Here is a 26,241-nt window from a genome sequence, read left to right as displayed (position 1 = left end):
GAGCCGATGTGAAATCCAAGGCCCGTCCGGTCGCAAGACCGGGCGGGCCTTTTGCGTTTGGGTCAGGCTGCAGGAACGTGCTCGCCAGCGACTTCAGCCGTAATCTCGCGCAAATCGCGGCTCAGTTCCTCGACGCGGGCGAGATCGGTGTCCCACGCGAACATGAAACGGGCGCTGCCGCCGATGAAAGTATAGAACCGCCATCCGCGCCCGCGCAGACGCTCCAGCACTTCGGCCGGAGCCTCCAGGAACACCGAATTGGCCTGCACCGGGAACTTGAAGGAAAGCCCGGGCAAATCGCCCACCAGTTCGGCAAGCCGCCGCGCGCAGGCATTGCCGTGCTCGGCATTGCGTAGCCATGCTCCGGTCTCGATCAACCCGATCCACGGCGCCGAGAGGAAGCGCATTTTCGACGCGAGCTGGCCGGATTGCTTGCAGCGATATTCGAAGTCCGCCGCCAGAGCGCGATCGAAGTAGATGATCGCCTCGCCCACGGCCATGCCGTTCTTGGTGCCGCCGAAGCAGAGCACGTCCACGCCCGCCTCCCACGTGATCGCGGCAGGGGTGCAGCCGAGCGCCGCGCAGGCATGGGCGAAGCGCGCGCCGTCCATATGCAGCTTGAGGCCAAGCTCACGGCAGACCGCCGAGATCGCCTTGATCTCGTCGATGGAATAGACCTGCCCGGTCTCGGTCGGCTGGGTGATCGTCACCACGCGCGGCTTGGGGAAATGGATGTCGGAGCGGCTCGCCGCCAGGGCTCGGATCGCGGCCGGGGTCAGCTTGCCGTCGGCCGAGGGCGCAACCAGCAGTTTCGAACCGTTGGAGAAGAATTCCGGCGCGCCGCATTCGTCGGTCTCGACGTGGGCGGAGGAAGAGCAGATCACGCTGTGGTAGGACTGGCAGAGCGAGGCCAGCGCCAGCGAGTTCGCCGCCGTGCCGTTGAAGACGAAGAACACTTCGCCGTCCGCCTCGAACAGGCTGCGGAACGTGTTGGCGGCGCGCAAGGTCCATTCGTCGTCGCCATAGGCAACGGCCGACCCCTCGTTCGCAGCCAGCATCGCGGCAAGCGCCTCAGGACAGATGCCGGCGTAATTGTCGCTCGCGAACTGCTGAGGTTGGTCTGTCATTGATCGATTCCTTCATGCTTCGATAGACAAGCATCGGATCGACGTAACTGCGGCTGAAGGTCCCGTTTATTGCCGGTCCGGCCACATCCCTCCTTTCTGGAGGCACCACCTTGCTCGGGAGCAGGTTGGTGTCGAACGTCGGTCCGACTCTTGATGCTGTGGCGGCCAATAAACCCCGCAACGCCGCAACGCAAGAGTGTTACGGCTCTGCGCACAAACATTACCGATTTCTGTTACATGCCATTGACGCGAAGCCCCTGACTTACCCGGCCTTTTGGCATCCTCCGAAGTGCCGAAGGCAGCTATTGCGGCCGCACAAAAAAGCCCCCGCCGGATTACGGCGAGGGCCAAAGAGAGATCGGCGGCGAGGGAATGCAGACCCGCCGATCGGGTGGGTACTCTAATCAGGTTACCTGGAAACCGGCCCAGAACGAGTCTTCGCGGTCGATCCAAATGGTGTTGAAACCGGTGGCGATGGCCGAACCTTCGATCGAGGGAATGATCGCCGGCTTGTCGCCCAGCGTGACTTCCTGTTCGACGCGGCCGATGAACCGGCTGCAGATGTAGCTCTCGTGCACAAAGCGCTCGCCCACCTTCAGGCGGCCGGTCGCGTGCAGGTGCGCGATGCGTGCCGAGGTGCCGGTGCCGCAAGGGCTACGGTCGATCGCCTTGTCGCCATAGAACACGGCGTTGCGGCCATCGGCGCCCTCGTGCTTGGGCTTGTCGGCCCAGAGGATGTGGCTGACGCCGCGGATCGTGGAATCGAGCGGGTGGACCGGCTCGTACTTCGCGCGCACGGCTTCGCGGATCCGGCCCGAAAGCTCGATGATGCGCGAGGCACCCAGATCGTCGAGGCCGGTGTAGTTCCCCTGCGGCTCGACGATGGCGTAGTAGTTGCCGCCATAGGACACGTCGATCGAGAGCGGACCGATGCCTTCCACGTCCACCTCGATGCCGCGCTCGGCGACATAGGCGGGGACATTGGTGATGCGGACCGAAGTGACCTTGGAGCCATTGGTCTCGTAGGCGATCTCGATCACGCCCGCCGGAACCTCAACACGCAGCTTGCCCGGCGTCGCCGGCTGGATCAGCCCGTGCTCAAGCCCGAAAGTGACCATGCCGATGGTGCCGTGGCCGCACATGGGCAGGCAGCCGCTGGTCTCGATGAACAGGATGCCGATGTCGTTCGCCGGATCGCAAGGCGGATAGAGGAAGCCGCCTGACATCATGTCATGCCCGCGCGGCTCGAAGCAGAGCCCCGTGCGCATCCAGTCGAACCGCGACAGGAAGTCCTGCCGGCGCTCGGACATCGAGGCGCCCTTCAACAGCGGAGCCCCGCCCGCCACAAGGCGAACGGGGTTACCGGCTGTGTGGCCGTCGATGCAGAAGAAAGTGTGCCGCATCGACGCTCCCTTATGCTGCTGCCGCGACCGTCAGGTCGGGACGGGTGGCGGCGGCCTTTTCGACCATCGCGATCACTTCCGCGCGGCGCTCGCCCTCAAGGACGTAGCGCGGAGGCAGAACGCGCTCCGAACCGCGACCCATGACCTGCTCAGCCAGCTTGATCGACTGGACAAGGTCATGCTCGGCATCGAGGTGGAGGAGCGGCATGAACCAGCGGTAGATTTCCATCGCCTTGGCATGGTCGCCGCGCTCGAACGCCTTGACCAGCTCGACCGATTCCTTCGGGAAGGCGTTGGTGAGGCCCGAAACCCAGCCCTGCGCGCCGAGGTAGAGACCTTCCAGAGCCACGTCGTCGAGGCCCGCGAACAGCGTGTAGCGATCGCCGAACGTGTTGCGGAAATCGGTGAAGCGGCGGGTGTCCGGCGCGGATTCCTTGACGGCGACGATGTTCTTCACATCGATCAGCGCGGTCAGCACGTCCTTGTCGATCACCGTGCGGTAGGCCGGCGGGTTGTTGTAGAGCATGATCGGCAGAACGGTCTGGTCGGCCACGCCCTTGAAGTGCGCGACGAGTTCCTTGGCCTTGGGCACATAGACCATCGGCGGCAGCAGCATGAGGCCATCGGCGCCGGCCTTTTCAGCGGCCTGTGCATAGCGCACCGCGCGGCGGGTATCGAATTCCGAAACGCCGGTGACAACCGGAACGCGGCCGTTCACGGCTTCGACGATCGCGGTGAGAACCTGGACCTTCTCGTCGTATTCGAGCGAGTTGTTCTCGCCCACGGTGCCAAGCGCGATCACGCCGGTCACGCCGTCGTTGATCAGATCGTCGACGACGCGCTGCGTGTCAGCGAGATCAAGCGACAGATCCTCGCGGATCTGCGTGGTGACGGCCGGGAACACACCCTTCCAAGCAATTGCCATAACTATCTCGTTCCTGCGCTTCTTGTTAATGCAGATATCGTATACGATATTACAAATGAGTGTGCAATTGCATTCTTTGCACCACTGCATGCACCGCAAGTCAAACAAATCCCGGCGAAAATGGGCAATTGCACGCTCCGAAAACTGCCGCTGCCCAAAAAAAGGGGGCGCGGACATCAATGCCCACGCCCCCTTTCAACCGTTCCGGAACGCCGGTTCAGAAGCGGAAGCGCACGCCCGCCTGAATGGTGCGCGCCTGCAGGCGCACGCCATAGGGAAGCAGGCGATCCTTGCCCCACCACATCTGGGCATTGTTCTTCAGCAGGTTCGTCGCCTCTACGCTGAACGTAATATGCTCCCACGGCGTGAAGTTGAGCGCCGCGTCCAGACGCGACGTCGCGTCCATGTAGGGCGAGTAGTCGGGGAAGTCCGACATCACCGACGTGCGATAGCGCGAGCGATAGTTCCAGGCGACACGGCCGCTGAACTCCGGCGTGTCGTAGTAGAGCGCCGCATTGTAGGTCAGCTTCGACATGCCGATGGCATTGTTGTCCGAACCGTCGGGGTAATTGATGTTGCCCTTGCGCAGCCAGGTCAGGTTGCCCTGAACACCGAAGTTCTTCCAGAAGCCGGGCAGGAAGTCGAAGAATGTCTGCCCGGCGATCTCGAAGCCTTGGAACGTGCCGCCGCCTGCATTGCGGTTCGTCCAGACCTGGCCGATCCCGCCGAATTCCGGAACGTACTCGTCCGCGACCGAATAGTAGATATAGCCCTTTGGCTTCTTGAGGTATGACGCGAACGACACCGACCCTGCGCGTCCGAAGTAATATTCGAGCGAAGCGTCGAAGCTGTTTTCGCTATAGGCCTTGAGATCCGGATTGCCGGACGTGACCGTATTGTTCTGGAAGTTCACGATCCGGAACGGGCTGAGCGCATCGAAACCAACCCGCTGGACATTCTTCGTCCAGGCCAGGCGCAATTGCAGCTTCGAGGTGAAGTGGGCAATCGCATTGAAGCTTGGCAGGACATCGAGGAAATTGCCCTTGCCGGCGGCGTCGGTGATGACCTGGTTATTCTGCTTGTCGATATTGTAGGAGGCGCTGTCCGATGTTCCCCACGTGTTGACCACGCGGGCGCCGAACACGCCCTCCACCGGCACACCTGCGTCGAAGGCATAATTGAACTGCCCGTAGACCGCGAAAGTCTTCTCACGCGAGGCATAGCCGCTGCCGAGATTGAGGCTCGGATTCTCGGTCGACCAGTCCTGACCGGTCGTGCTCACGCCCTGCAACCACTGACGGACGCTATCCATGTTGTTCATGAGATACTTGCCGTCGAGATGATACCAGGTCGGCGCGTCGAAGCCCGAAACATCGGTCGTCGATGTCTCGTAGGGATAGCCGACGTCGTCGAGCGCAATGGTCGCTCCGTTATTGCGCGGGAAGCTGTCGCGATAACCGTAACGGAAGCTGATTTTCCGATCGGTGAAGCGCGCGCCCATCTGGAACGAGCGCAGCAGGCCGGTATCGGAAAGATCCTGCGTCAAATCGACTTGCGATGCGAAATTGCGGCTGCGCTCGACGCCGCGTTCGTCATGCAGATTGTCGAGATAATACTCGCCGGGGTTGGACATATCGACGCCGTTGAACGAGACGAAGGGACCACGGCCGGCGCCGACGTCTTCATTGAAGTTCACCGTCGCGCTGTCGATCGTCGAGAAGCGGTAGGTGCTCAGGACACCGTAGTAGACGCGCTTCGACTCATTGTACTGGGCGCTGAAATTGATCTTGGTGTGATCGTTGTGCCAGTGGGTCTCGAAGTTGCCGCCGTAGTTGTTCGAGGTCTGGCGCTCGTAATAGGATTCCGGTCCACCGGCGATGATGCCGGAGGCGGGCGCCACCGTCATGCCGTCGATGGTCTGGAAATCGGTATTGCCGTTATCCGCATACGAGATGTTCGACAGGTTGTAGTTGCCATTGCGCAGCACGAGATGCAGGCGATCGCGTGAACGCAGCTCACGGCTGCCGAAGTAATTGCCCTCAACCACGAAATCGAGCTGGTCGCTGGCCTGCCATTGCCACACGGCGTTGAGCGCAGGGCGCGAGATCCGGCCGTTTTCCGTGCCGTAATTCACCGCATAGGGCGTGATCGTCGTCTGCTGCTGATCGGCGGGAAGCGAGTTCAGATCGGTGCCGAAGAAAGTGCCCGGCGTCTCGCTTTCAAGGAACGTCTCGTTGTAGTTGTTGCGCGTGTAGGATGCGTTGATCAGGAAGCCCATCTCGCCGATCCCGGTGTCGAACCTGTCGCCGACCAGGAGGCTGCCATAGGGGCTTTTGGTGTTGCCGATGCTGGAGAACACCTCGCGGAAGCTGCCCGCCAGAGTCAGGCCCTTGTTGAGGTCGAGCGGGCGGCGCAGCTCGACGTTCACGGTGCCGGCGATGCCGCCTTCCACCTGATCGGGCGTGCGGGTCTTGTAGACGTCGACGGCCTTGAGCAGTTCGGCCGGAACGTCCGACAGGCTCATCGAGCGACCGACGCCGCTGGTAGCCTCGAAGCCGTTGATGGTCGTCGAGATGTCGGTCATGCCGCGGATCGAGATCGACGAGCCCTCGCCATGGACGCGGTCGATCTGGACGCCGGTGACGCGGGCAATCGCTTCGGGGACGTTATTGTCCGGCAATTTGCCGACGTCCTCGGCCACCACAGAGTCGACGATCTGCTTCGCCTTGCGCTTCTTCTGGGCGGCCTTTTCGACGCTGCCCCTGACGCCGGTGACCATGATCGTCGCGCCCGGCTGGGCGGTGTCGCCAGCGGCGTTTTCCTCGGCGCGGGCGGCGCCCGGCGCGGCTGTCAGCGCCATGACCATAACCGCCGTCATGGCCGACGAAAGCGCCAAACCTCGCCGCGAAACTCTACGTGACATCATGCGAACTTCCCCTTGTTTGTTCGGCCCTCGGCCCCGGATCGCACCCGAATATATCGTATACCTCCTACTTTATTTGTCGGAGTCAACGGAGTTGTCACGGACCGGCAACAAAACGGGCGTTCCGTGACAAAAATGCATCGAATCTTGCATTTATAACGAGAAAGGGGAGTGCAGACGGACCGCACTCCCCTTTCAATTAGTCGGAGAATTAAATTCGATTCGGCTCCCTACCCGCAGGGGGGCGGGGGAGCCTTGTCCGAATCGCGCACCCTCGGGGCTGCTGATTGGCGCGCCAGCACTTCCCATTCCTGCACGGCAAGCGCGGCATGCGTCTTGCCGTCCGTGGATGCCTCCATCACCGCGCGCAGGCAGCGGGTGGTGATCGGGCGGAATGAGACGTTCTGGAAAGCGTCGGTTGCGGTGCCGTAGGCGCTGGGACGCGGGACGGGTTTCCAGCCCTTTTCCCAGTATTCGAGATGCCACTTGGCCGGAGGCGCGACGCCGACGCCCGAACCGGCGGGCTGGTCGTTCCAGAAGCGGATGCGCGATCCGTTTACGGTGACCGGCACATCCCAGCGGTATTCGATCCACTGACTGGGCGGGTTGTTCGGTGACCAGCTGCCCCACATGTCGGGCGGCAGCGGGGCTTCCTTCACGATCCCGTCGTTCAGCGACTTGATCCAGAACTGCACCGGCACCGGCTTGTTGGAAGCGGTCGCCCACGCCGAACGGGCGATGTTGCGCGTGGCGGCCAGCGGAGGCTGCGGGCGCAGGGTCGGGGTGACCGGCAGGATCCGCGCGGGCGAGACGCTGTCGTCCCACTCCATCTTGTCGAGCGCGACGCTGCGGCGGAAGTGGCCGCCGCCCTTGGCGTCCGCCGTGTGGTAGGCGAGGTACCACTGCCCCTTGAACTCCACCGCGCCGGAGTGCGAGGTGGTGGAGGATACCGGCTTCAGCACCACGCCGCGATAAGTCCACGGCCCCATCGGCGAGGGCGCGGTGCCGTAGGCGATGCAGGCGTGGTAGACGGCGGGCGTGCAGTCTGACGTCGGGCCGGCCTTGTTGCCGGCGTAGAGCATGTAATACGTGCCCTTGCGCTTCATGATCCACGGCGCCTCGAAGAAGCCAGTGAGGCCCTTCATCTCCAGCTCAGACCCCTTCGGCGTGATCATGTCGCGATCCAGCTCCATGCCGCGAAGCTGGCCGAATGTGCCCCAGTAGATGAAGACCCGGCCATCGTCGTCGATCATCATGGTCGGATCGATATTCTGGATATCGTTGGCGACCGGCACCTTCTGCGAGATGATCGGGCCTGTGGGATGCGCATCGCGCCATGGGCCGAGCGGGCTGTCCGCCACGGCCACGCCGATGGCGAAGCGGTCCTTGGCCTCGCTGTTCTTCTCCAGCACCGGGGCGTAAAGGTAGTAGCGCTTGACCCCATTCGGATCCTCGGGGCCCTGAATGATCTGCCCGGCATAGGCACGCGCGGGTTCGGCCCATGCGAAGACGTTTTCCGGCTTCAGGATCGCCGGATAATGCGTCCACTTGTGAGAGGCCGGATCGGCGGTCTTCAGCAATTGCCATTCGGGCATAATGAAGTCGTTGACGTCGCTCGCCGCCTCGTCACGCCCGGTGAGGATCCAGAGCTGGCCGTCCGCCACGAACGGCGCGGGATCGGTGGAGTAGTAATCCCCGTCGGCGAGGATCGGATTGCCCGGAATGGTCAGTTCGCGGGCGACTGGCGCCTGCTGCGCGAAAACGGGTGTCGGGGCGGCGGGCGCAAACGCGCACGCCGCCAGCATCAGTGCGAGGCTATTCCTCATCGGGATAGGGCCCCTTGCCGCCGTCCTTGATCAGCTGGTCGACGCGCTGGTCGATCACCGGCAGCGGCACGCCGCCAAGCTGCAGGACCGCGTCATGGAAAGCGCGAATGTTGAACTTCGGCCCAAGCGCAGTTTCCGCCTTCTTGCGCGCGTCCATGAAGGCGAGCTGGCCCATGTAGTAGGACAGCGCCTGGCCCGGCCAGGAGATGTAGCGGTCCACTTCGGTCTCGATCTCGTGATCGGAAAGCGCGGTGTTGTCGCGCAGGTACTGCTGTGCCTGTTCGCGGGTCCATCCCTTGGCGTGAATGCCGGTATCGACGACAAGGCGCGAGGCGCGCCAGGCCTGATAGCTGAGCATGCCGAAGCGGTCATAGGGCGTTTCGTACATGCCCATGTCCTCGCCCAGCGCCTCGCAATAGAGCGCCCAGCCTTCGCCGTAAGCCGAGAGATAGGTGTCACGGCGGAAGGCCGGCAGGTCCTTGTTCTCCATTGCCAGCGGCATCTGCATCGCGTGGCCCGGCGCGCTTTCGTGCAGGGTCAGCGCGATCTGCGAGTAGAACGGGCGGCTCGGCAGGTCGTAGGTGTTGACGAGGTAGATGCCCGGGCCGCCGCGACCGCCGGTGTAGAACGGCGCGATGTCATCGGGCACCGGCTTGATGGCGAAGCGGCTGCGCGGCAGGTGGCCGAAGAACTGCGAGGCCTTGCCGTCGAAGGTCTTGGCGATCCACGCGGCGCGATAAAGCAGCTCGTTCGGCGTCTTGGGATAGAACTGCGGATCGGTGCGCAGGAAGTGCAGGAACGCCTTGAGGTCCCCCTTGAAGCCGACCTGCTGCATCACCTCGTTCATCTGCGAGCGGATGCGGGCCATTTCGCTGAGGCCGATCTGGTGGATCTCCTCCGGCGACTTGTCGAGCGTGACGAACTCGGAAATCTTCGACTGGTAGTAGGCCTTGCCGTCGGGCAGCGCATAAGCAGCGAGCGATTTGCGGGCCTGCTTTTCGTACTCGCTGCGCATGAACGTCAGCAGCTTGGCGTGCGCGGGCACGACGCTGCCGGTGATCGCGGCGCGGGCTGCCGCGCGCAGCTTTTCCTGTTCGGCGGCCGGGATCGTCGAGGGCAGCTTCTTGAACGGCTCGTAGAACGGCGAGTCCTCGGGCGTCTTGGCGTCGACGACGAGTTCGATGCTCTTGTCGCGCCCGATCAGGGTGACTTGCGGAGCCGAGAAACCGCGCTTCAGGCCCGCGCGCATATTGTCGATCTGCTGATCGTAGAAATGCGGGATCTCGCGCAGCATTTCGAGGTAGTTCTCGGCGCCCTTCTGGTCGCGCAGCGGCTCCCGCGCCCAGCCGGCCAGATCGCCCCAGAAGCTGGTATCGGCGTTGAACGGCTTTTCGTAATCGCGGTAACGCTGCTCGGCAACGAGGGCGTCAATCTGGCCCTTGTAGACTGCGAAGTTGATGCGGTTTTCCGGCGAAAGCTTGGCCTGATCGATGGCGGCGAGCTGCTTTTCCACCTGAGTCCAGCGGGCCAGACGCTCGGCCTGCGCCTTGGCGCCGACATCGGGCAGCATCAGGGTCTGGCTCTTCGGGCCATCCTCGCTGGGGCCCGACTGTGCCACGCGCCAGGCATATTCGGACGTGTAGATCGCCTCAAACGCCTCGTCGGCGGTCTGGACTTTTGCAGTCTGAGCGGCGGGGGCGGCCACTGCGGCGTGGGCGATGCCCACGGCAAGCGCCGCGCCTGCCAGCAGCAGCGCACGGCCAAGCGTATTCTTCACGTCAATTTCCCCTTTCGAGAATTTCGAGAATGTCGGCGTGGAGCTGCGCGGGGATGCGCACGCCTTCCACTTGCGAGCGAGCGCGGGCGAGCAGGCGGCGCGCACCGGGGAGGCGAGCGCCCTGTCCTTCGATGGTTTCAAACATGGTCTCAGCGCGCTTCAGGTATTCGTCCACGCTGTCGCCCAGGAAGCCCGCCGGATCGATGACGACGATCAGTTCGCCGCCGATGGGCGAACCGCCGCGCCCCTCGTCTGCCGCCAGCGATTCCGCGCTGGTCATGTCGCCGATCAGCGGCCCGGCGAGCAGTTCGACCATCGCCGCCAGCGCCGATCCCTTGTGCGCTCCGAACGTGCGCATCGCGCCATCGAGCACGGCCTTGGCATCGGTGGAGGGACGGCCATCGGCGTCATAACCCCAGTCCGGCGGGATCGCCTTGCCCGCGCGGCGGTGCAGTTCGATTTCCCCGCGCGCGACTGCGCTGGTGGCGAAGTCGAACACGAAGGGCGCGCGATCGGGGCGCGGCCAGCCGAAAGCGATCGGGTTGGTGCCGAACACCGGCTTGGTGCCACCCTCCGGCGCGACCCAGGCGTGGCTGGGCGTGAAAGCGAGTGCAACAAGGCCCTGCTCGGCCAGCGCCTCGACTTCCGGCCAGAGCGCGGCGAAGTGGACCACGTTGTTGAGCGCCATGGCGGCGATGCCGTAAGTCTTGGCCTTCTCCACCAGCAGCGGCATCCCGCGCTCGAAGGGAAGCTGGGCGAAGCCGCCCTTGCCGTCCACTTTGACCAGCGCCTTGGCCGGCTCGCTCACTTCGGGCACAGCATCGGGCACTACCACGCCGCGCGCCACCGAATTGGCGGCGACGAGCAGGCGGTAGAGCCCGTGCGAGGTGCAGCCGTCCCGCTCGCCCGAGACCATGGTCTGGGCCACGGCAGCGGCGTGATCGGGGGCAAGACCGCAGGCCACCAGAACCTTGCGGGCCAGCGCATCTGCTTCGTCGAGCGACAGCGCGACTTCATTGAGAGCAGTCATGTCTTTGAAACTCACTTGGTCGCCGGCTTGGCCGTGAACAGACGCATGCCGAAGATCGGCCCGGCCGAGCTGCGGTCATGCGGCACGATGCGCACCTTGACCTGGCTCTTGCCCTTGGTCAGCGCTTCCGGCAGCGGATAGTCGACATCCATGAACTTGCCCGGCGTATCGTTGTCGAGCGTCTGGGTCACGACCTTCGTACCATCGACGAAGATGTCGAACACGCGCGAACGTTCGCTGCCCCAATAGGTCGCCTGCAGCAGCAGCGGGCCCGGCTTTACCTTCATCGTGAACTCGATGTAGCCGCCCGAGCGGGCATCGCGCCCGTTCCGCCCACGGTACGAGACCGGGTAGGAGATTTCCGAGGTCAGGTTGTGGTCGCGCTCGGGCTGCATTTCGCCCAGGTGCATGACGTCGATCGAGCGGGCGGCGATGTCCTTCTGGCGCGCCTGCTCGGCGAGGAACGAGGCTTCCTCGCTCTTCCAGCCGGCTTCGGTGAAGCGCTTGAAGTAGACGGCGCTGCGACGGTCGTACTGGCTGTAGAACGGCACGAACGTCAGGTCCGCCGGACGCATCACGCCGGTGGTCTGGAAGCGCGGACGGTCCGACACGATCGGCGCGAAGGCGGACAGCGGATTGTCACCCACCATCGCCGGCTCGACGCCGGTGAACTCCATTTCGGCCGGGCCAAGGTCCGCCGCCATGACCAGCGGACCGCGCAGCACGGCCACCACGTCCTGCGAACCGGCAGCCGCCTCGAACCGCAGATCGAGCGGCAGGGTGAGCGCAATCGTGTCGCCCTTCTTCCAGCGGCGGTCGATCACGGCATAGCCGTTGACGGCGTTTGCCGGAACCGGGGCGCCGTTGACGGCGACCAGCGCGCGGCCGTTGGCCCAGCCCGGAATGCGCAGCGCGATGGTGAACTTGCCGTTCTTCACCGCATCCAGCGTCACGCCCACTTCGGGCTTGAAGGGATATTCGGTGGCCAGCGTCAGCGCCACGCCCTTGGCCTTCCACTCCGCCTTCGACGGGATGAAGAGGTTCACGAACAGGGTGTCGTCACCCTGCCAGTAGATGGAATCGCCATGCTTCGAATGGCTTTCCATGCCGGAGCCGACGCAGCACCAGAAGGCTTCCTCGCCCGGCTGCGAATAGCCGCGCGGGGCGCCGCTCATCATTGGCGTCATGTAGGTGAAGCCGCCGGTGTGCGGGTTGTGCGCCGACATCACGTGGTTGAGGTGGGCGCGCTCGTAATAGTCGAACAGCGCGCCATCCGGCTGCCACGAGTAGAGCTGACGGGTCAGCTTCAGCATGTTGTAGGTGTTGCAGTGCTCACAGGTCGATTCCGTGAGGTGCAGCGCGATATTGTCGGGCTCGAAGAAGTATTCGCGGTCCGCATTGCCGCCGATCACATAGCTGTGATGCTGGGTCACGCGCTCCCAGAAGAAGCGGGCGGCGCGGCCCGGTTCGTCCTTGCCGGTCAGCTCGTGAATGCGCGCCAGGCCGATCAGCTTGGGGACTTGCGTATTGGCGTGGAAGTTGGAGAGCTTGTCCTCCTGCGCCACCAGCGGATCAAGCACCTTCTTGTCGTAGATGCGCTCGGCCACCTTCAGCCAGCGCAGATCGCCGGTCTGGGCGTAGAGTTCGGCATAGCTTTCATTGAGGCCGCCATATTCGCAGCCCAGCAGTTCCTGCATCTGCTTGTCGTCAAGCGCGGCGAAGACCTTCTCGAAGTATCCGCCAAGGCCGATGACCACTTCCAACGCCTTGGCATTGCCCCAGGCCGCATGGATATCGAGCAGACCCGCGAAGTACTTGTGCACGGTGTAGAGCGGCGACCACGATCCGTTGAGGTCAAACCCGCCCGACTTGATCTCTCCGCGCATGACTTCGGGGAAGATTTCCTGCCCGTCGACGACCTTGCCGTCCTTGGTCTTGCGGCCAAGCGCGCCGATGTAGCCATCGCTGCGCTGCGCCTGACAGAGCGCCAGTTCGTCGACGATGTAGTCCGCGCGGCGGCGGCATTCGGGATTGCCGGTCTGCTGCCACGCCAGCACGAGCGCGGTCATGTAGTGGCCGATGGTATGTCCGGCGATGGTGTCCGATTCCCAGCCGCCATAGATCGGCGCCTTGGGCTCAAGCCCCGCATACTTGCGGAAATTGTGCAGGAAACGGTCGGGGCTGAGCGACATCAGGTAGTCGATGTTGACGTCCACTGCCGTCGCATAGTCCGACGGCGCAAGGCGCACATCGGTCAGCGGCAGCGGCTTCGCCTTGATCGGAAGCTTGGGGGCGATGACAGCCGCGAAGCCCTTGAGAGGGACAGAGCTGACAGCCAGCGCCGCAACGCCCGCCATCCATTCGCGCCGATTGGCCTTCATCACCAGAAACTCCTATCGAATATCGTATACGGTTACTGATAAGGTTCGGAGGGCGCGAGTCAACCCTGTTGAACCGTGTGCCGTCAGCGCCGAAGCGCGACGCGGGTATCCGCATGGGCGAGATCGATCAGTGCAATCATCGCCTTGCGCGCCTGCTTGGCATTGCCTTCGGCGATGCAGCGGTAGAGCGCGTGGTGCTCGGGCATCGGATCGCGCGGGCAATCCTGCACACGGCTCTTGATCGCGGTCGTCGAGGCGATTGCCGTGGAGATCGAGGTGGAGAGCGCCTGCATCAGTTCGTTGCGCGTCGCTTCCAGCACCAGTTCGTGAAAGCGAATATCGGCGGCGCGGCCCTTGTCAGTGGTGAGCGTGCAGCGTTCCATCGTTTCCAGCGCATTGGCCATGTCGGTCAATTGCCGCTCATCGCGGCGCTGCGCGGCCATCTCGGCGGCCTGCGGCTCGACCACCATGCGCAGTTCGAACAGGTCGCGCAGGAATTCGTCGCTCGCCCCGCACTGGATCTGCCAGGCCAGCACGTCAGGATCGAGCAGGTTCCAGTTCTTGCGCTCGTTCACGCGCGTCCCCGCTTTCGGGCGGCTGCTGACCATGCCTTTGGCGGTCAATATCCGAAACGCCTCGCGCAGGACCGAGCGCGAAACGCCCAGCCGGTCGGCATGCTCGACTTCGGCGGGAAAGACGTGCCCCGGCGGCAGTTCGCCACTGACAATCGCGGTCGCCAACCGGCGCGCCACCGCGTGATGAAGGCGGCCGCTGACAAGTGGAAGCGCGGTTTCGGCGGGCAGTCGTGCGGTCATCTTTCTCATCCCCAGCCCAATGGAAGCGAAGTCCATTCCCAATGCTCAGATCATATATCGTATAATTTTCTTGACCCTTTCCGGGATGGGCGTCAAGAACCCATGCATCTTCCGGCGCCAGCCAATGGGTACATGACATGAGCAGCCCTTTGATTTCCCGTCCTTTCGTTCGTGTCCTGAAAAAACCTGCGGTCGGGCTGCTGACGCTTGCCGTCGCCGTGGCACTGCAACCCGGTGCCGCACTGGCGCGTCAGACCCAAACTGCCGCCGCTCATACTCCGCCGCCCAGCATCGCGGAGCGATATGCTACCGCCGACACGTTCCTGGGCAGCGGCATCGCCGACCTCATCGACAATGCCAATATCGCGCCCAGCTTCGTCGGCGAAGGCAAGGATGCGGGCTTGTTCTACCGCACCGGCAACCGCAGCCGTCAGCACTACCTCTTCCTCGACCTCGCCACCCGGCAGGTGCGCGAAGTGGCGACAACGGCCAGCCTGCTGGCGGCGCTGACGCAGGCAAGCGGCAAGACGGTAACGCTGGACGACGCACGGCTTGCCGATGTCGATTACGATCCCGCCAAGGGCGCGCTGGCATTCGAGGCGCTGGATGGGCACTGGCGGATCGGCGCCGACGGCAAGGCGGAAAAGCTCCCGCCAGAGACACCGCGCCTCGATCTGACCTCACCCGATGGCAAGACGAAGATCGTCGCGCGCGGATACAATCTCTATGCGGTCGATGTCGCCTCGGGCCGCGAAGTGGCGCTCACCACCGATGGCACGCGCGAGCAGCCCTATGGCCGTTCGATCCCCGAACTCTCGCAGATCCTGCGTGAAGGCACTGAAGAACCGGCGATGCCCGTCTCCGGCGCATGGTCGCCCGATGGGCGCTATCTGCTGACATGGCGGCTCGACACACGCGAGGTGAAGAAGCTTTCGATCACCCAGCAGAACCCGCCGGGCAGCTTCTATCCGCGCAGCTTCTCCTACGTTTACCCGCTCGCAGGGGCCGAGAAGCTGCCGCAGGCGACGCGTTTCGTGGTCGATGTGCAGGCGGCGCTGAAGACGGGCAAGGCGAAGGTCGTGCCGGTGCAGATGCCGGCGGAATCGATCCTCTACCCCTCCCCGCCCGACATGAACTGGGTGGACGGCAAACCGCGCATGCAGTGGACCGAGCGCGGCTATCGCCAGCAGGCCGTCTATGTCGCCGATCCGGCGACGGGGGCTGCCAAGATCGTGGCGCATGAGGCGGTGAAGCCGGTCATCACCGTCACGTCCTCGATGATCTTCCCCGCGCCCGAACTCGGCGGCGAACTCTCGATCTCGGAGCGCAGCGGCTGGGCGCAGCTTTATCTCGTCACCCCGGACAACCCGGATGGCGGCAAGGCGCTGACCACGGGCGACTGGGAAGTTCTCTCGGTGGACCATGTGGCGGAGGACAAGGCTTCGCTGATCGTCACGGGCGTCGGGCGCGAAGCTGCGCGCAATCCCTACTGGCGGGCGCTATACCGGGTCTCGCTGAACGGCGCCGAGGACAAGGGCGCTCTGACCGAACTGACACCCGAACCGCTCGACCATGAGGCCGAAGTCTCGCCGGACGGCAAGTGGATCGTCGACCAGATGTCGAGCCCGACCACCCCGACCCGCGCGGTACTGCGCGACGGCGCGACCGGCAAGATCGTGATGGAACTAGCCAAGGCCGACGACAGCCGCCTTCTGGCTGCCGGCTACACCCCGCCCGAACCCTTCAAGGGCGTGGCGGCGGACGGCAAGACGCCGATCTACGGCATGATCTATCGCCCGGTGCGCTTCGATCCGAAGCGCAGCTATCCGGTGATCGACAATGTCTACACCGGCCCGACCACGACCGACGTGCCCTCCACGTGGAGCATGGCGCTGCGCGTGCCGGGCAATAGCATCGCGCAGATCGGCGCGGTGGTTGTCATGATCGACGGCACCGGCACCTCGCGGCGCGGTCAGGCCTTCCGTCTGCCCGCCTTCCAGAACCTGGGCGAAGTGGGGCTGGACGATCACGTCGCGCTGATCAAGCAGATGGCCGCCAAGTACCCCTACATGGACGTGAACCGCGTCGGCGTGTTCGGCGGATCGGCGGGCGGCTATGACACCGCACGCTTCGTGCTGCGCCGGCCGGACTTCTTCAAGGTGGGTGTCTCCGCCTCGGGCAACCACGACCTCAGGCTCGACAAGACCTGGTGGCCCGAAGTCTCGATGGGCGATGCGGACGCGGCGACGTGGGAGCGCAATTCGAACATGGCGGTGGCCAGCCAGCTCAAGGGCCACCTGCTGCTCGTCCACGGCGATATCGACGATAACGTGCCGATCACCGAAAGCTTCCGCCTGGCCAAAGCGCTCATCGATGCCGGGCGCGATGTGGACATGGTGGTCGTGCCCAACGCCACGCACAACGTCTACCAGCCCTTCTTCTGGAAGAAGCTGCGCGACTACTTCACCCTTTACCTGCTCGGCGAAACACCGCCGCCGCTCGGCCCCGTGAAGCCTGCCGCTCCGGCAGTCGCGCTGGCCCACTGAACTCCCCCGCGAGGATTTGAAATGAAGCGCCTTCTGAAGCCCCTTCCCCTGATTGCGCTGGTACTCGCGCCGGTTCCAGCGATGCTGCCGATGGCGGCAGCGCAGGCACAGGAAGCGGAGAAACCGAAGCCGGTCTATCCGCCGATCCAGAAGACCGAGATGCAGACCCCTGCCTTCGATCTGGCGCTGCGGGCGGATACGCAGACGCTTGCTCACCTTTCGCCCAAGGGCAATGCCGCGTTCGACTTCGTGCCCGCCGGGCGTGAGGCCGAGCGTGCAGCGGACGGCTACGTCCACATCGGCGACATCCATATCCGCCTGAAGACCGCAGGGTCGGACTGGCAGGACTTCTCCTCCGCCCACGCCCGCAAGCAGATCGCCGCGCTGGCGGGCGGCAAGGGCGTGCTCGCCGCCGCCGACATCACCGCATCGATGGGAGCCGGCATCCCGCTGCGCGTCGAGCGCCGCTGGGTGAACGAGGACGGCGTGCTCGCCCTGCGCTTCACGCTGGTCAACACCAGCAGCGCTGCCGTGGAGATCGGCGGCCTCGGCATGCCGATGGTGTTCGACAACATCATCCTCGACCGCGATCTCGATTCCGCGCACGCGCAGGCGAGCTTCGTCGATCCCTATATCGGCCGCGATGCGGGCTATCTGCAGGTCACGCGCCTCAACGGCGAAGGCCCGGCGCTGCTGGTGCTGCCCGAGAAGGGCACCCCGCTCGAAGCCTATCGCCCGATTGCCGAGGCGCGCGCCGGTCGCCATGGCGACATCTTCACCGACAAGAGCCCGCGCACGCAGGTTTCCGAAGGCTTTTACGACTGGACCGTCGCCAGCAAGGGCTTTGCCGAGAAGGAATGGGCAAAGGCCGGCCAGCAGTGGAACGAGCCGACCAGCATCACCCTTGCTCCCGGCGAGAGCCGCACGATCGGCCTGCGCTTCGTGACCGCGCCCAGCGTCCGCGCGATCGAGGATACGCTGGTCGCCCAGAAGCGCCCGGTCGCGGTCGGCATTCCCGGCTATGTCGTGCCCACCGACCAGACCGCCAGCCTGTTCCTGAAGACGCCGAGCAAGGTGGCGAAGATCGAATCCTTCCCCGAAGGTTCGCTGACCGCCACCTCGGAGAAATCGGGAAGCGGCTGGGCCCGCTACCAGATCAAGGCCAGCGGCTGGGGTCAGGCCCGCCTGACGGTGACTTATGCGGACGGGCAGAAGCAGACCGTCAGCTACTACATCACCAAGCCGCTCGATCAGGTGATGGCCGACATCGGCCACTTCACCACCACCGACCAGTGGTTCGAAGGCAAGGACGACCCCTTCCACCGTTCGCCCGCAATCCTCTCCTATGACCGTGAGGACAACAAGATCCTGACGCAGGACGGCCGCGTCTGGGTTTCGGGCATGAGCGACGAAGGCGGCGCCGGTTCGTGGGTGGCCGCGATGATGAAGCAGCTCGACAATCCGAATCCGGAAGAAGTCGCCAAGCTGGAGCGCCTCGTCAACGAGACCGTGCTCGGCACGCTACAGGTCAAGGATGGCCCGCAGGCCGGTGCCGTCAAGAAGAGCATCTTCTATTACGATCCGGTCGCTTTCCCGAACTACTACGACCCCAAGATCAACTGGAAGAACTGGACCGCGTGGTCGAAGAAGGATGCCGGCGATCTCGGCCGGTCCTACAACTATCCGCACGTCGCCATCGGCCACTGGGTGCTCTACCGCCTGGCGCGCGACAATGCCGGGTTGGTCAAGCAGCACGACTGGAAGTTCTACCTGGACTGGGCCTACCGCACGACCGTCGCGATGATGCGCGATGCGCCCTATTATGCCGAGTTCGGCCAGATGGAGGGCGACGTCTTCGTCGACATCCTGAAGGACCTGAAGCGCGAGGGCATGACCGCCGAGGCCACCGAAATGGAAGGCCTGATGAAGCAGCGCGCCGATCACTGGCGTTCGATGAAGTATCCGTTCGGCAGCGAGATGGCGTGGGATTCCACCGGCCAGCCCGAAGTCTATGCCTGGATGCGTTACTTCGGCTTCCAGCCGCAGGCGGACGAGACCCGCGAAGTGATCCTGGGTTACGACCCCACGATCCCCAGCTGGGGCTATAACGGCAATGCGCGCCGTTATTGGGACTTCCTCTATGGCGGCAAAGTTTCGCGCATCGAGCGGCAAATCCATCACTACGGGTCGGCGCTCAACGCAGTGCCGCTGTTCGACGCCTATCGCCAGTACCCCGCCGACCTGCACCTGCTGCGCGTCGCTTACGGCGGCATGATGGGCGGCATCACCAATATCGATCAGAAGGGCTTCGGCTCGGCCGCGTTCCACTCCTGGCCGGACATGATGAAGTGGGATGCGATCACCGGCGACTACGGCATGGGCTTCTACGGCCATGCGATCACGGCGGCGAGCTACATGGTCAATGACCCGCAGTTCGGCTGGATCGGCTTCGGCGGCGACCTGACCACCAAGGGCAGCACCGTCCACCTCGCTCCGAAGGACGGCGCCCGCCGCCGCCTGTTTGTGGCGCCCGCCGGCCTGTGGATCACGCTGGAAGCCGGCCGCATCCAGAGCGCCGACTATGACAGCAAGACCGGCAAAGTTGCACTGACGCTCGATCCCGCCAGTGCCACGGATCCCGCCGCGCGCCTGCTGTTCCAGACCACCACGGCTGACGGCCGCACTTACGGCACCGACACCGGCACGGCGGACCGCGACGGCTACGCCATTACGCTGGGCGGCACTCCGACCGTGGTAACGCTGACGCCGCGCTGAAGTTCGGCCTTTCGGCAGAAAACCCCGTCGTCCCCGCGCCGGCGGGGACCCCGCTTTTCGTGGCGAGCGTAGCGAAAAGGCAGCGGGGCCCCGCCTCCGCGGGGGCGACGGAGAGTAGGCTGACAGCTTTAGCGGCTCAGGGAAACTCGGCCTTGAGCCGCGCCGAGAGCCACGCACCGAACGCGGCCACGGCATCGAGGCGCGGCTTGGGCGTGTGCGGGTCCCAGACGAAGTGATAGGCCCCTTCGAACTGTATCTCGATCTCTGAGAGACGCACCAGCCGCCCGGCCTGAAGCGCGTCATGCGCGATCACCCGGCGCGCAAGAGCGATGCCGTGACCGGCGATCGTCGCCTCCAGCATGAGCGCGGCATCGTCGTAAGGCTGGGAATCCGCAGGCTCGGGCAAGGACAGCCCGGCCCGCTGGAACCACGGCGTCCAAGTCTGCCAACTGTTGCGCAGGAACCGGCAGCGCGCGAAGTCATCCAACGTCCCGATCTTCATCCGCGCCCGATATTCGGGCGAGCAGGCGGGAAAGAGCATGTCGGTCAGCAAGCGCTCGGTCGCCAGACCCGGCCAGTTTCCGCTGCCATAGCGCACGGCCGCGTCCACCCCGTCTGCGCCGACCCGGCTGACATCGATCCGGGCATCGAGCGCGATGAAGATGCCGGGATGCGCCTCATGAAACTCCGCCAGACGCGGCACCAGCCACTGCGCCGCGAATGAGGGCAGCACTGCGATCCTGAGCACTTGCCGGGCGGCTTCCGGCGGCGCGGGGAAAATGCTGGAGATCAGTTCCAGCGACTGGCGCACCGTCGGCAGGATCTGCCGCAGGGCCATGCTGGGCTCCATCGAATTGCCCTGCCGCTCGAACATCGCCGCGCCGAGCCGCTGCTCCACCTCGCGCACACGGTGGCTGATCGCGCCATGGGTGACGCCCAGTTCCTCCGCAGCACGGCTGAAACTGCGAAGACGTGCGGCCGCCTCAAGCGCGCGCAGAGTGTTGAGCGAGGGCGGCCGGTACATGCGGGCGTTGTTACATGGGCGCCCGCGCGAACTCAATCCGGCCAAGCACTCCGGGATTTGCTCACATCCCCTGCCAAATTTTCTCATTCGGAACAGCGGGCGGAGGCGACTAGAAACGGTGCCCGTATCGATCAGGGGATTTCGCGCCAGATGCCGTCCACTTCCAACCGTTTCCATCCCGCCTGGGTCGTGGTGGCCGTGACGTTCCTTGCCCTGCTGGTTTCGGCCGGGCTGCGCTCGGCACCGGGCGTCATGATGGTCCCGCTGGAACTGCACTTCGGCTGGGACCGCGCGACCATTTCCGCAGGCGCGGCCATCGGCATCCTGCTCTACGGCCTTGTCGGCCCCTTCGCCGCCGCGCTGATGATGAGCGTGGGGATCAAGCGCACCATGCTCGGCGGGCTGGCGCTCATGGCCGTGGCCACATTCGCCAGCCGGTGGATGAGCGCGCCCTGGCAATATGTGCTGAGCTGGGGCGTGGTCTCCGGCATCGGTTCGGGCGCGGTCGCCTCGGTGCTGGGCGCGGCAGTGGTCAACCGCTGGTTCGCGACCCGGCAGGGGCTGGTAATGGGCCTGCTGAGTGCCAGCACGGCGACCGGATCGCTGATCTTCCTGCCGTTCCTTGCCTGGCTGTCGCAGGGCGGGGCATGGCGTCCGGTGGCGCTTGCGGTGAGCCTCGCATCCGCGGCGCTGATCCCGGTGGTGGCGCTGCTGGTGCCCGAGCGCCCGCAGCATCGCGGCGTGCGCCGTTATGGCGAGCACGAGGATACCCCCCCTCCCCCGCCGATGAAGCAGGCGGCAACGCCGTGGCTCGCCATCGAAGCCCTCGTGCGTGCATCGCGCCAGCCGATGTTCTGGCTGCTGGCGGGCAGCTTCCTCGTCTGCGGCCTCACCACCAACGGCCTTGTCGGCACGCACATGATCGCCTTTTGCGGCGATCACGGCATCGCGCCGGTCGCCGCCGCAGGCGTGCTCTCGATGATGGGCTTCTTCGACCTGTTCGGCACCACCGCGTCGGGCTGGCTGAGCGACCGCTACGATCCGCGCCGTCTGCTGGCGGTCTATTACGGGTTTCGCGGCCTATCGCTGGTGGCCTTGCCGTTCATCGACTTCGGGCCGTTCAGCCTGACCGTTTTCGCAGTGTTCTATGGCCTCGACTGGATCGCCACGGTGCCGCCCACGGTGAAGCTGGCCAACAGCACTTTCGGCGAGCGTGACGGGCCGATCGTGTTCGGCTGGGTTTTCGTGGCGCACCAGATCGGCGCCTCGATAGCGGCCTTCGGCGCCGGGGTGATCCGCGAGACCACCGGTACCTACACGCCGGCCTTCCTGATCGCCGGAGCCTTCGGTGTTCTTGCCGCTTTCGTCTTCATGGCCGGGTTCGGCCGGAACCGTACGGAGCCCCTCCCCAGCATGGGCTGAGGAAGGGGCCGTATTACTGCCACGCGAGGCCCAGCGACTTCTGGATCAGCACATAGTCCGAAGTCAGCGAAGCGCGCGCGGTGACGAGGTTCTGGTCGGCAGTGTTGAGATCGCCCCGGGCATTGAGCAGCGCAATGCGCGTTGCCGTGCCCGCCGCGAAGCGCTGCGCCGTCAGTTGCTCGGCCATTGCCGCCTTGTCCCGCACGCGGGCGAGTTCGGCCAGCTGGACGCGGCCTTCCCGGAAGCGGGCCAGCGAGTCCTCTGCATCGCGCAGGGCCGTGAGCACAGTGCCGCGATAGCGCGCCTCCGCCTCGTCCCGCACGGCTTCGGCCTGATGGACCTTGGCCTTGTTCCGCCCGAAATCGAGGAAGTTCCAGCTCAGCTGCGGTGCGGCCAGCGCGGTAAAATCGTCCAGCTTGCCGAGATCGCTGATCTTGCTTCCGCCGATGCCGATCAGGCCCATGAACGAGAGGCTGGGGAAGCGGGCCGCCTCGGACTGTCCGATCTTGGCGGTATCGGCCGCGAGGGTGCGTTCGGCGGAGCGGATGTCCGGACGGCGGGCGATAAGCTGGGCCGGATCGCCCACGGGGACCGAGGCGGGCGGCAGCGGAATGTCGCGCGCCTGCACAAGACCGGCATCGACCGCACCCGGTTCCTGCCCGGTCAGCACGGCCAGCGAATTGAGATAGGCGTCACGGTCCGCGATCAGGGGTGAAAGCTGGGCGCGGGTGCCGGCAAGCTGCCCCTCGATCTGCGTCACTTCCATCGCCGTTGCCGTGCCGCGCTCAAGGCGCTGGCGGGTCAGGCCAAGGACCTCTTCCTGCAAGGTGATCGCCTGCTGGCCCAGCGCGATGCGCTGCTGGCGGTCGCGCAAGTTGAGGTAGGTGTTGGCCACTTCGGCCGAGAGGCTGACCTGCACGTCGGCAAGGCTGGCCTCGGCGCCTTCGGCCGTGGCGCGCGCGGCCTCGACGGCGCGGCGCTGGCCGCCGAACAGGTCCACTTCCCAGCTGGCGTTAAAGCCGAGGTTGTAGAGGTTGAGATCGGAGCCGCTGGAACCGCTGCTGCCGCTGCCCGAACCGTCCGATGAGCTGTCGGTCGCGCCGAAAGCAACACCGGGGACATGGGCATGGGCATAGAGCGCCGAACCGCTGACCTTGGGCGCGAAGTTGGCGCGTTCCTCACCCAGCGCCGCACGCGACTGGCGCAGGCGCGCCTCGGCCACGGCGACATCGGTGTTGTTCGCGAGGGCATGCGTGATGAGATCGTCGAGCGCGGGATCGTCCAGCGTCTTCCACCATTGCGCGACGGGCGGCGCGGAAGTCACGAACTGCGCATCGGCGCGGACGAAGCCATTGCCGGCGCCGGACACCGCCTTGGGAGGCCCCGCATAGTTCGGGCCGACAGTGCAGCCAGCAAGAATTCCGGTCAGGAGAGGCAGCAGAAGATAGGAACGCATGGTTTTCCTCAATGTCCGGTCGCCAGCGGCGCATTCTTCGGAAGCGGGCGCAGGAACATCACCAGCGGGATCACGAACATGATACCCACCGACATGATCTGGAACATGTCCGCATAAGTCATCGCAAGGGCCTGAACCTGGATGGTCGCTTCAAGCGAGCGCAGCGCCGCCGTGCCCTGCCCCGCGACATAGTCCTGCACCGCGATCGAGTTCGCGTTCAGGCTCTCTTCCAGCCGGCGGGCGTGAAGCCAGAGGCGCTGGTCCTGAATGATCGCGACCCCCGCCAGTGCGAACGAGCCGCCGAGGTTACGCGCCGCATTGTAGAGGCCCGAGGCATCGCCCGCCTCCTCCTTCGGCACCGAGCGGATCGCCGCCTGATTCAGGAACATCATGCAGAACACCGTGCCCATGCCGCGCAGAAGCTGGGAATCGACGAAGTCCCTGCCGTCCGACAGCGGCGTGATGTCGGTTTCCAGCCAGGCACTGAGCGCAAGGACGGAGAGCCCGAAACAGACCGACAGGCGGATGTCGACATTGCGGATCAGCCACGGCGTGATCGGCATCATCAGCATGACCGGAATACCCGAAAGCATCACGATCTGGCCCGATTGCAGCGAGTTGTACCCGGCGATCTGGGAGAGAAACTGCGGGATCACATAGGACGTGCCGTAGATCACCATGCCCACCACCGTCACCATGGCGACGACGCTGCCGAATTGCCGGTCAAGCAGAAGCCGCAGCTTGATAACGGGCTTACGGGCAAGGAATTGACCCAGCCCCAACAGCACCAGCCCGAAAGCCGAAATCGCCGTGAGCGTGATGATCAGCGAGGAGGAGAACCACTGCTCGCGCTCGCCTTCCTCCAGCACCACGGTCAGCCCGCCAAGCCCCAGCGCGAGGCCGAGAATGCCCAGCCAGTCCGCCTCGCGAATCAGATGCAGCTTGGCCGCCTGATGCGGAATGGCCACCAGCAGCAGCGTCACCAGCGCAACGCCAACCGGCAGATTGATGAAGAATGCGTAGTGCCAGCTGACATTCTCGGTCAGCCAGCCGCCCAGCACCGGGCCGACGACCGGCCCCAGCAACGCGGTCGCGCCGAACAGGGCATTGCCGATCGGCTGCTGCGCGCGCGGCAGTCGGGTCGCGACGATGGTCATGGCCGTCGGGATCAATGCGCCGCCGGTCAGCCCCTGACCCACGCGGCCCGCGATCATCATCGGCAGCGTCGTCGAAAGCCCGCAGGCGACCGAGAACATCGTGAACAGTGTCGCCGCGATCAGCAGCAGGGTCCTGAGGCCCAGCAGGCGTTCGAGCCAGCCGGACAGCGGAATCACGATGATCTCGGCCACCAGATAGGCGGTCGCGATCCACGTACCCTCGGTGCCGCTGGCGCCGATTTCACCCTGGATCGTGGGCAGTGAGCTGTTAACGATCGAAACGTCGAGCGTGGCCATGAGCGCGCCCAGCGTACCGGCCGCCACGGCCAGCCACGCCGCCGCGTCGGCCGGTTTCTCCGCCGCCAGCTGCGGCGGCAGGGCAGAGGCGTCTGTTGTGGAGGTTGCGCTCACCGGCCGTCGTTCCGGCGGGCCTTCTCCTGCTTGGCGATGGCCTGCTGCGAACCCTTGGCGGCGATCGTGTCGACCGTCACGGTCACGGAAAGGCCGGGCACCAGCACGCGGCGCGCCTCGTCACCGGCATCGATGGCGATGCGCACCGGCACGCGCTGGACGATCTTGGTGAAGTTGCCGGTCGCGTTCTGCGGCGGCAGCAGCGAGAACTGCGATCCCGTGCCCGGCGAGATGCTCTCGACATGGCCGCGGATCTTGGTGCCGTCGAGGGCGTCGATCTCGATCGTCGCGGGCTGGCCGGGACGCATCAGGCCGATCTGCGTTTCCTTGAAGTTGGCCGTCACATAAAGCTTGGAAAGCGGAACGACCGACATCAGGCGCGTGCCTGCCTGCACGAACTGGCCGGCGCGCACGGTGCGGTCACCGATGCGGCCATCGACACTGGCGCGCAGCACAGTCGAGCCGACATTGACATGCGCGGAAGCAAGCTGCGCATGGGCGGCTTCGCCCTGCGCCTCGGCCTGCTGGACCTGTGCATTGAGTGAGGCGATCCGGCGCTGCGCCGAAACCAGCGCGGCGCGCTGCGCATCGGCAGCAGCGCGGGCCTTTGCGGCCTGATTGCGCAGCGTGGCGAGGTGTTCCTTGGTCTCGGCGCCACTGGCGGCGAGCGGCGCGTAGCGGGCGGCCTCGCGCTCGGCATAGCTGGCATCCGCCTCGGCCGAGGCAAGCTGGGCCTGCGCCTGCGTGATCGCCGACTGCTGTTCGCCGATGGTGGCGCGGACGTTGTCGGCATTGGCCTTCGCAACGTCGATCTGCGCCTGATACTGGCGCGCCTGCGCATCATAGTCGCGCGGATCGATGCGTACGAGCGGCTGGCCTGCCTTCACGTCCTGGTTGTCACCCACCAGCACGGCATCGACATAGCCCGAAATGCGCGGCGAAACGGTGACCGCGTCGGCCTGGATGAAAGCGTCGTTGGTGTCTTCCAGATACTTGCCGCGCGTCGCGTAGTAGAGCAGCCAGGCGCCCACAGCGACGACCACCACGAGCACGCCGGCCATCAGCGCACGGCGCACGGTGGGCCGCTTGAGCGCCGAGGGGCTTGGTGCCGGCGCGTGTTCCGGGGTGCCGTGCGATTGTCCGTCCGAATCGATTCCGTCGCTTGCCATCAATCGCTTCTCACGTCCTGGTTGCTCGATCGTTTGCTGCATCGCAGCAGTGATGGGCTGGCCCCTTGCCCTGC

16 protein-coding genes and 1 riboswitch are annotated in these 26,241 nt (G+C 65.0%); of the genes, 3 read left to right on the top strand and 13 right to left on the bottom strand.

The features are described from left to right. Positions 1-62: 62 nt before the first annotated feature. From AC1VVM_RS24820 to AC1VVM_RS24780, 9 genes are all read right to left on the bottom strand, one after another. Complete coding sequence (locus tag AC1VVM_RS24820; RefSeq protein WP_482956866.1) at positions 63-1,127, bottom strand: threonine aldolase family protein; 1,065 nt, start codon at positions 1,125-1,127, stop codon at positions 63-65. A 55-nt stretch (positions 1,128-1,182) separates the two neighbouring features. Then, a riboswitch (SAM-I-IV-variant riboswitch) is annotated at positions 1,183-1,289 on the bottom strand. A 242-nt stretch (positions 1,290-1,531) separates the two neighbouring features. Beyond that, the gene (locus AC1VVM_RS24815) at positions 1,532-2,530 is read right to left on the bottom strand and encodes a 4-hydroxyproline epimerase (protein WP_482956865.1); all 999 of its coding nucleotides are present in this window, start codon (positions 2,528-2,530) and stop codon (positions 1,532-1,534) included. Between the two features lie 10 nt (positions 2,531-2,540). Then, positions 2,541-3,455, bottom strand: a complete 915-nt coding sequence (locus AC1VVM_RS24810) for a dihydrodipicolinate synthase family protein (protein WP_482956864.1) — start codon at positions 3,453-3,455, stop codon at positions 2,541-2,543. Positions 3,456-3,672: 217 nt separating this feature from the next. Next, positions 3,673-6,381 (bottom strand): TonB-dependent receptor, encoded by a 2,709-nt coding sequence (locus tag AC1VVM_RS24805; protein ID WP_482956863.1) that lies wholly within the window; start codon positions 6,379-6,381, stop codon positions 3,673-3,675. A gap of 227 nt (positions 6,382-6,608) precedes the next feature. After that, positions 6,609-8,204, bottom strand: coding sequence for a family 43 glycosylhydrolase (locus AC1VVM_RS24800; RefSeq protein ID WP_482956862.1), 1,596 nt, complete (start codon positions 8,202-8,204; stop codon positions 6,609-6,611). After that, positions 8,194-9,981 carry a DUF885 domain-containing protein gene (locus AC1VVM_RS24795; protein WP_482956861.1) on the bottom strand — a complete coding sequence of 596 codons (1,788 nt, stop codon included), beginning with the start codon at positions 9,979-9,981 and terminating at the stop codon, positions 8,194-8,196. Before AC1VVM_RS24795 ends, AC1VVM_RS24800 begins: the two co-directional genes overlap by 11 nt. Before the next feature lies 1 nt (position 9,982). After that, positions 9,983-11,011 carry an Ldh family oxidoreductase gene (locus AC1VVM_RS24790; protein ID WP_482956860.1) on the bottom strand — a complete coding sequence of 343 codons (1,029 nt, stop codon included), beginning with the start codon at positions 11,009-11,011 and terminating at the stop codon, positions 9,983-9,985. A gap of 11 nt (positions 11,012-11,022) precedes the next feature. Beyond that, complete coding sequence (locus AC1VVM_RS24785; protein WP_482956859.1) at positions 11,023-13,392, bottom strand: beta-L-arabinofuranosidase domain-containing protein; 2,370 nt, start codon at positions 13,390-13,392, stop codon at positions 11,023-11,025. Between the two features lie 83 nt (positions 13,393-13,475). After that, a complete protein-coding gene (locus AC1VVM_RS24780) occupies positions 13,476-14,207 on the bottom strand; it encodes a FadR/GntR family transcriptional regulator (RefSeq protein ID WP_482956858.1) in 732 nt (243 codons plus the stop codon). Between the two features lie 137 nt (positions 14,208-14,344). Between AC1VVM_RS24780 and AC1VVM_RS24775 the strand changes: the two genes are divergently transcribed. Together AC1VVM_RS24775 and AC1VVM_RS24770 are read left to right on the top strand one after the other, a co-directional pair. After that, a complete protein-coding gene (locus tag AC1VVM_RS24775; protein ID WP_482956857.1) occupies positions 14,345-16,753 on the top strand; it encodes a S9 family peptidase in 2,409 nt (802 codons plus the stop codon). Positions 16,754-16,774: 21 nt separating this feature from the next. After that, entirely contained in the window at positions 16,775-19,528 is a 2,754-nt protein-coding gene (locus AC1VVM_RS24770) for a DUF5695 domain-containing protein (protein WP_482956856.1), read from the top strand. Positions 19,529-19,664: 136 nt separating this feature from the next. Here AC1VVM_RS24770 and AC1VVM_RS24765 read toward each other — a convergent pair whose 3' ends face one another. Continuing rightward, positions 19,665-20,552 carry a LysR substrate-binding domain-containing protein gene (locus tag AC1VVM_RS24765; RefSeq protein WP_482956855.1) on the bottom strand — a complete coding sequence of 296 codons (888 nt, stop codon included), beginning with the start codon at positions 20,550-20,552 and terminating at the stop codon, positions 19,665-19,667. Between the two features lie 150 nt (positions 20,553-20,702). Here AC1VVM_RS24765 and AC1VVM_RS24760 point away from each other — a divergent pair, with 150 nt between their 5' ends. Next, positions 20,703-21,974: an MFS transporter gene (locus AC1VVM_RS24760; RefSeq protein ID WP_482956854.1), complete on the top strand. Its 1,272-nt coding sequence runs from the start codon at positions 20,703-20,705 to the stop codon at positions 21,972-21,974. A 13-nt stretch (positions 21,975-21,987) separates the two neighbouring features. Here AC1VVM_RS24760 and AC1VVM_RS24755 read toward each other — a convergent pair whose 3' ends face one another. Genes AC1VVM_RS24755 through AC1VVM_RS24745 form a run of 3 tightly spaced genes read right to left on the bottom strand, consistent with a single transcriptional unit; the run spans position 21,988 to position 26,167 of the window. Then, the gene (locus AC1VVM_RS24755) at positions 21,988-23,430 is read right to left on the bottom strand and encodes an efflux transporter outer membrane subunit (protein WP_482956853.1); all 1,443 of its coding nucleotides are present in this window, start codon (positions 23,428-23,430) and stop codon (positions 21,988-21,990) included. Positions 23,431-23,438: 8 nt separating this feature from the next. After that, complete coding sequence (locus AC1VVM_RS24750) at positions 23,439-24,998, bottom strand: MDR family MFS transporter (protein ID WP_482956852.1); 1,560 nt, start codon at positions 24,996-24,998, stop codon at positions 23,439-23,441. Beyond that, a complete protein-coding gene (locus tag AC1VVM_RS24745) occupies positions 24,995-26,167 on the bottom strand; it encodes an HlyD family secretion protein (protein WP_482906317.1) in 1,173 nt (390 codons plus the stop codon). Before AC1VVM_RS24745 ends, AC1VVM_RS24750 begins: the two co-directional genes overlap by 4 nt. Positions 26,168-26,241: the final 74 nt, after the last annotated feature.

The sequence above is a fragment of the Novosphingobium sp. BL-S-33 genome (assembly GCF_056857025.1).
The sequence above is the reverse complement of the archived record's forward strand: the minus strand, read 5'-3'. Positions and strand labels throughout refer to the sequence as shown.

What these genes read in the sequence shown, in the direction of transcription:
- AC1VVM_RS24820 (WP_482956866.1), bottom strand. Translation starts at nt 1,127, where the DNA reads ATGACAGACCAACCTCAGCAGTTCGCGAGCGACAATTACGCCGGCATC.
- AC1VVM_RS24815 (WP_482956865.1), bottom strand. Translation starts at nt 2,530, where the DNA reads ATGCGGCACACTTTCTTCTGCATCGACGGCCACACAGCCGGTAACCCC.
- AC1VVM_RS24810 (WP_482956864.1), bottom strand. Translation starts at nt 3,455, where the DNA reads ATGGCAATTGCTTGGAAGGGTGTGTTCCCGGCCGTCACCACGCAGATC.
- AC1VVM_RS24805 (WP_482956863.1), bottom strand. Translation starts at nt 6,381, where the DNA reads ATGATGTCACGTAGAGTTTCGCGGCGAGGTTTGGCGCTTTCGTCGGCC.
- AC1VVM_RS24800 (WP_482956862.1), bottom strand. Translation starts at nt 8,204, where the DNA reads ATGAGGAATAGCCTCGCACTGATGCTGGCGGCGTGCGCGTTTGCGCCC.
- AC1VVM_RS24790 (WP_482956860.1), bottom strand. Translation starts at nt 11,011, where the DNA reads ATGACTGCTCTCAATGAAGTCGCGCTGTCGCTCGACGAAGCAGATGCG.
- AC1VVM_RS24785 (WP_482956859.1), bottom strand. Translation starts at nt 13,392, where the DNA reads ATGAAGGCCAATCGGCGCGAATGGATGGCGGGCGTTGCGGCGCTGGCT.
- AC1VVM_RS24780 (WP_482956858.1), bottom strand. Translation starts at nt 14,207, where the DNA reads ATGACCGCACGACTGCCCGCCGAAACCGCGCTTCCACTTGTCAGCGGC.
- AC1VVM_RS24775 (WP_482956857.1), top strand. Translation starts at nt 14,345, where the DNA reads ATGAGCAGCCCTTTGATTTCCCGTCCTTTCGTTCGTGTCCTGAAAAAA.
- AC1VVM_RS24770 (WP_482956856.1), top strand. Translation starts at nt 16,775, where the DNA reads ATGAAGCGCCTTCTGAAGCCCCTTCCCCTGATTGCGCTGGTACTCGCG.
- AC1VVM_RS24765 (WP_482956855.1), bottom strand. Translation starts at nt 20,552, where the DNA reads ATGTACCGGCCGCCCTCGCTCAACACTCTGCGCGCGCTTGAGGCGGCC.
- AC1VVM_RS24760 (WP_482956854.1), top strand. Translation starts at nt 20,703, where the DNA reads ATGCCGTCCACTTCCAACCGTTTCCATCCCGCCTGGGTCGTGGTGGCC.
- AC1VVM_RS24755 (WP_482956853.1), bottom strand. Translation starts at nt 23,430, where the DNA reads ATGCGTTCCTATCTTCTGCTGCCTCTCCTGACCGGAATTCTTGCTGGC.
- AC1VVM_RS24745 (WP_482906317.1), bottom strand. Translation starts at nt 26,167, where the DNA reads ATGGCAAGCGACGGAATCGATTCGGACGGACAATCGCACGGCACCCCG.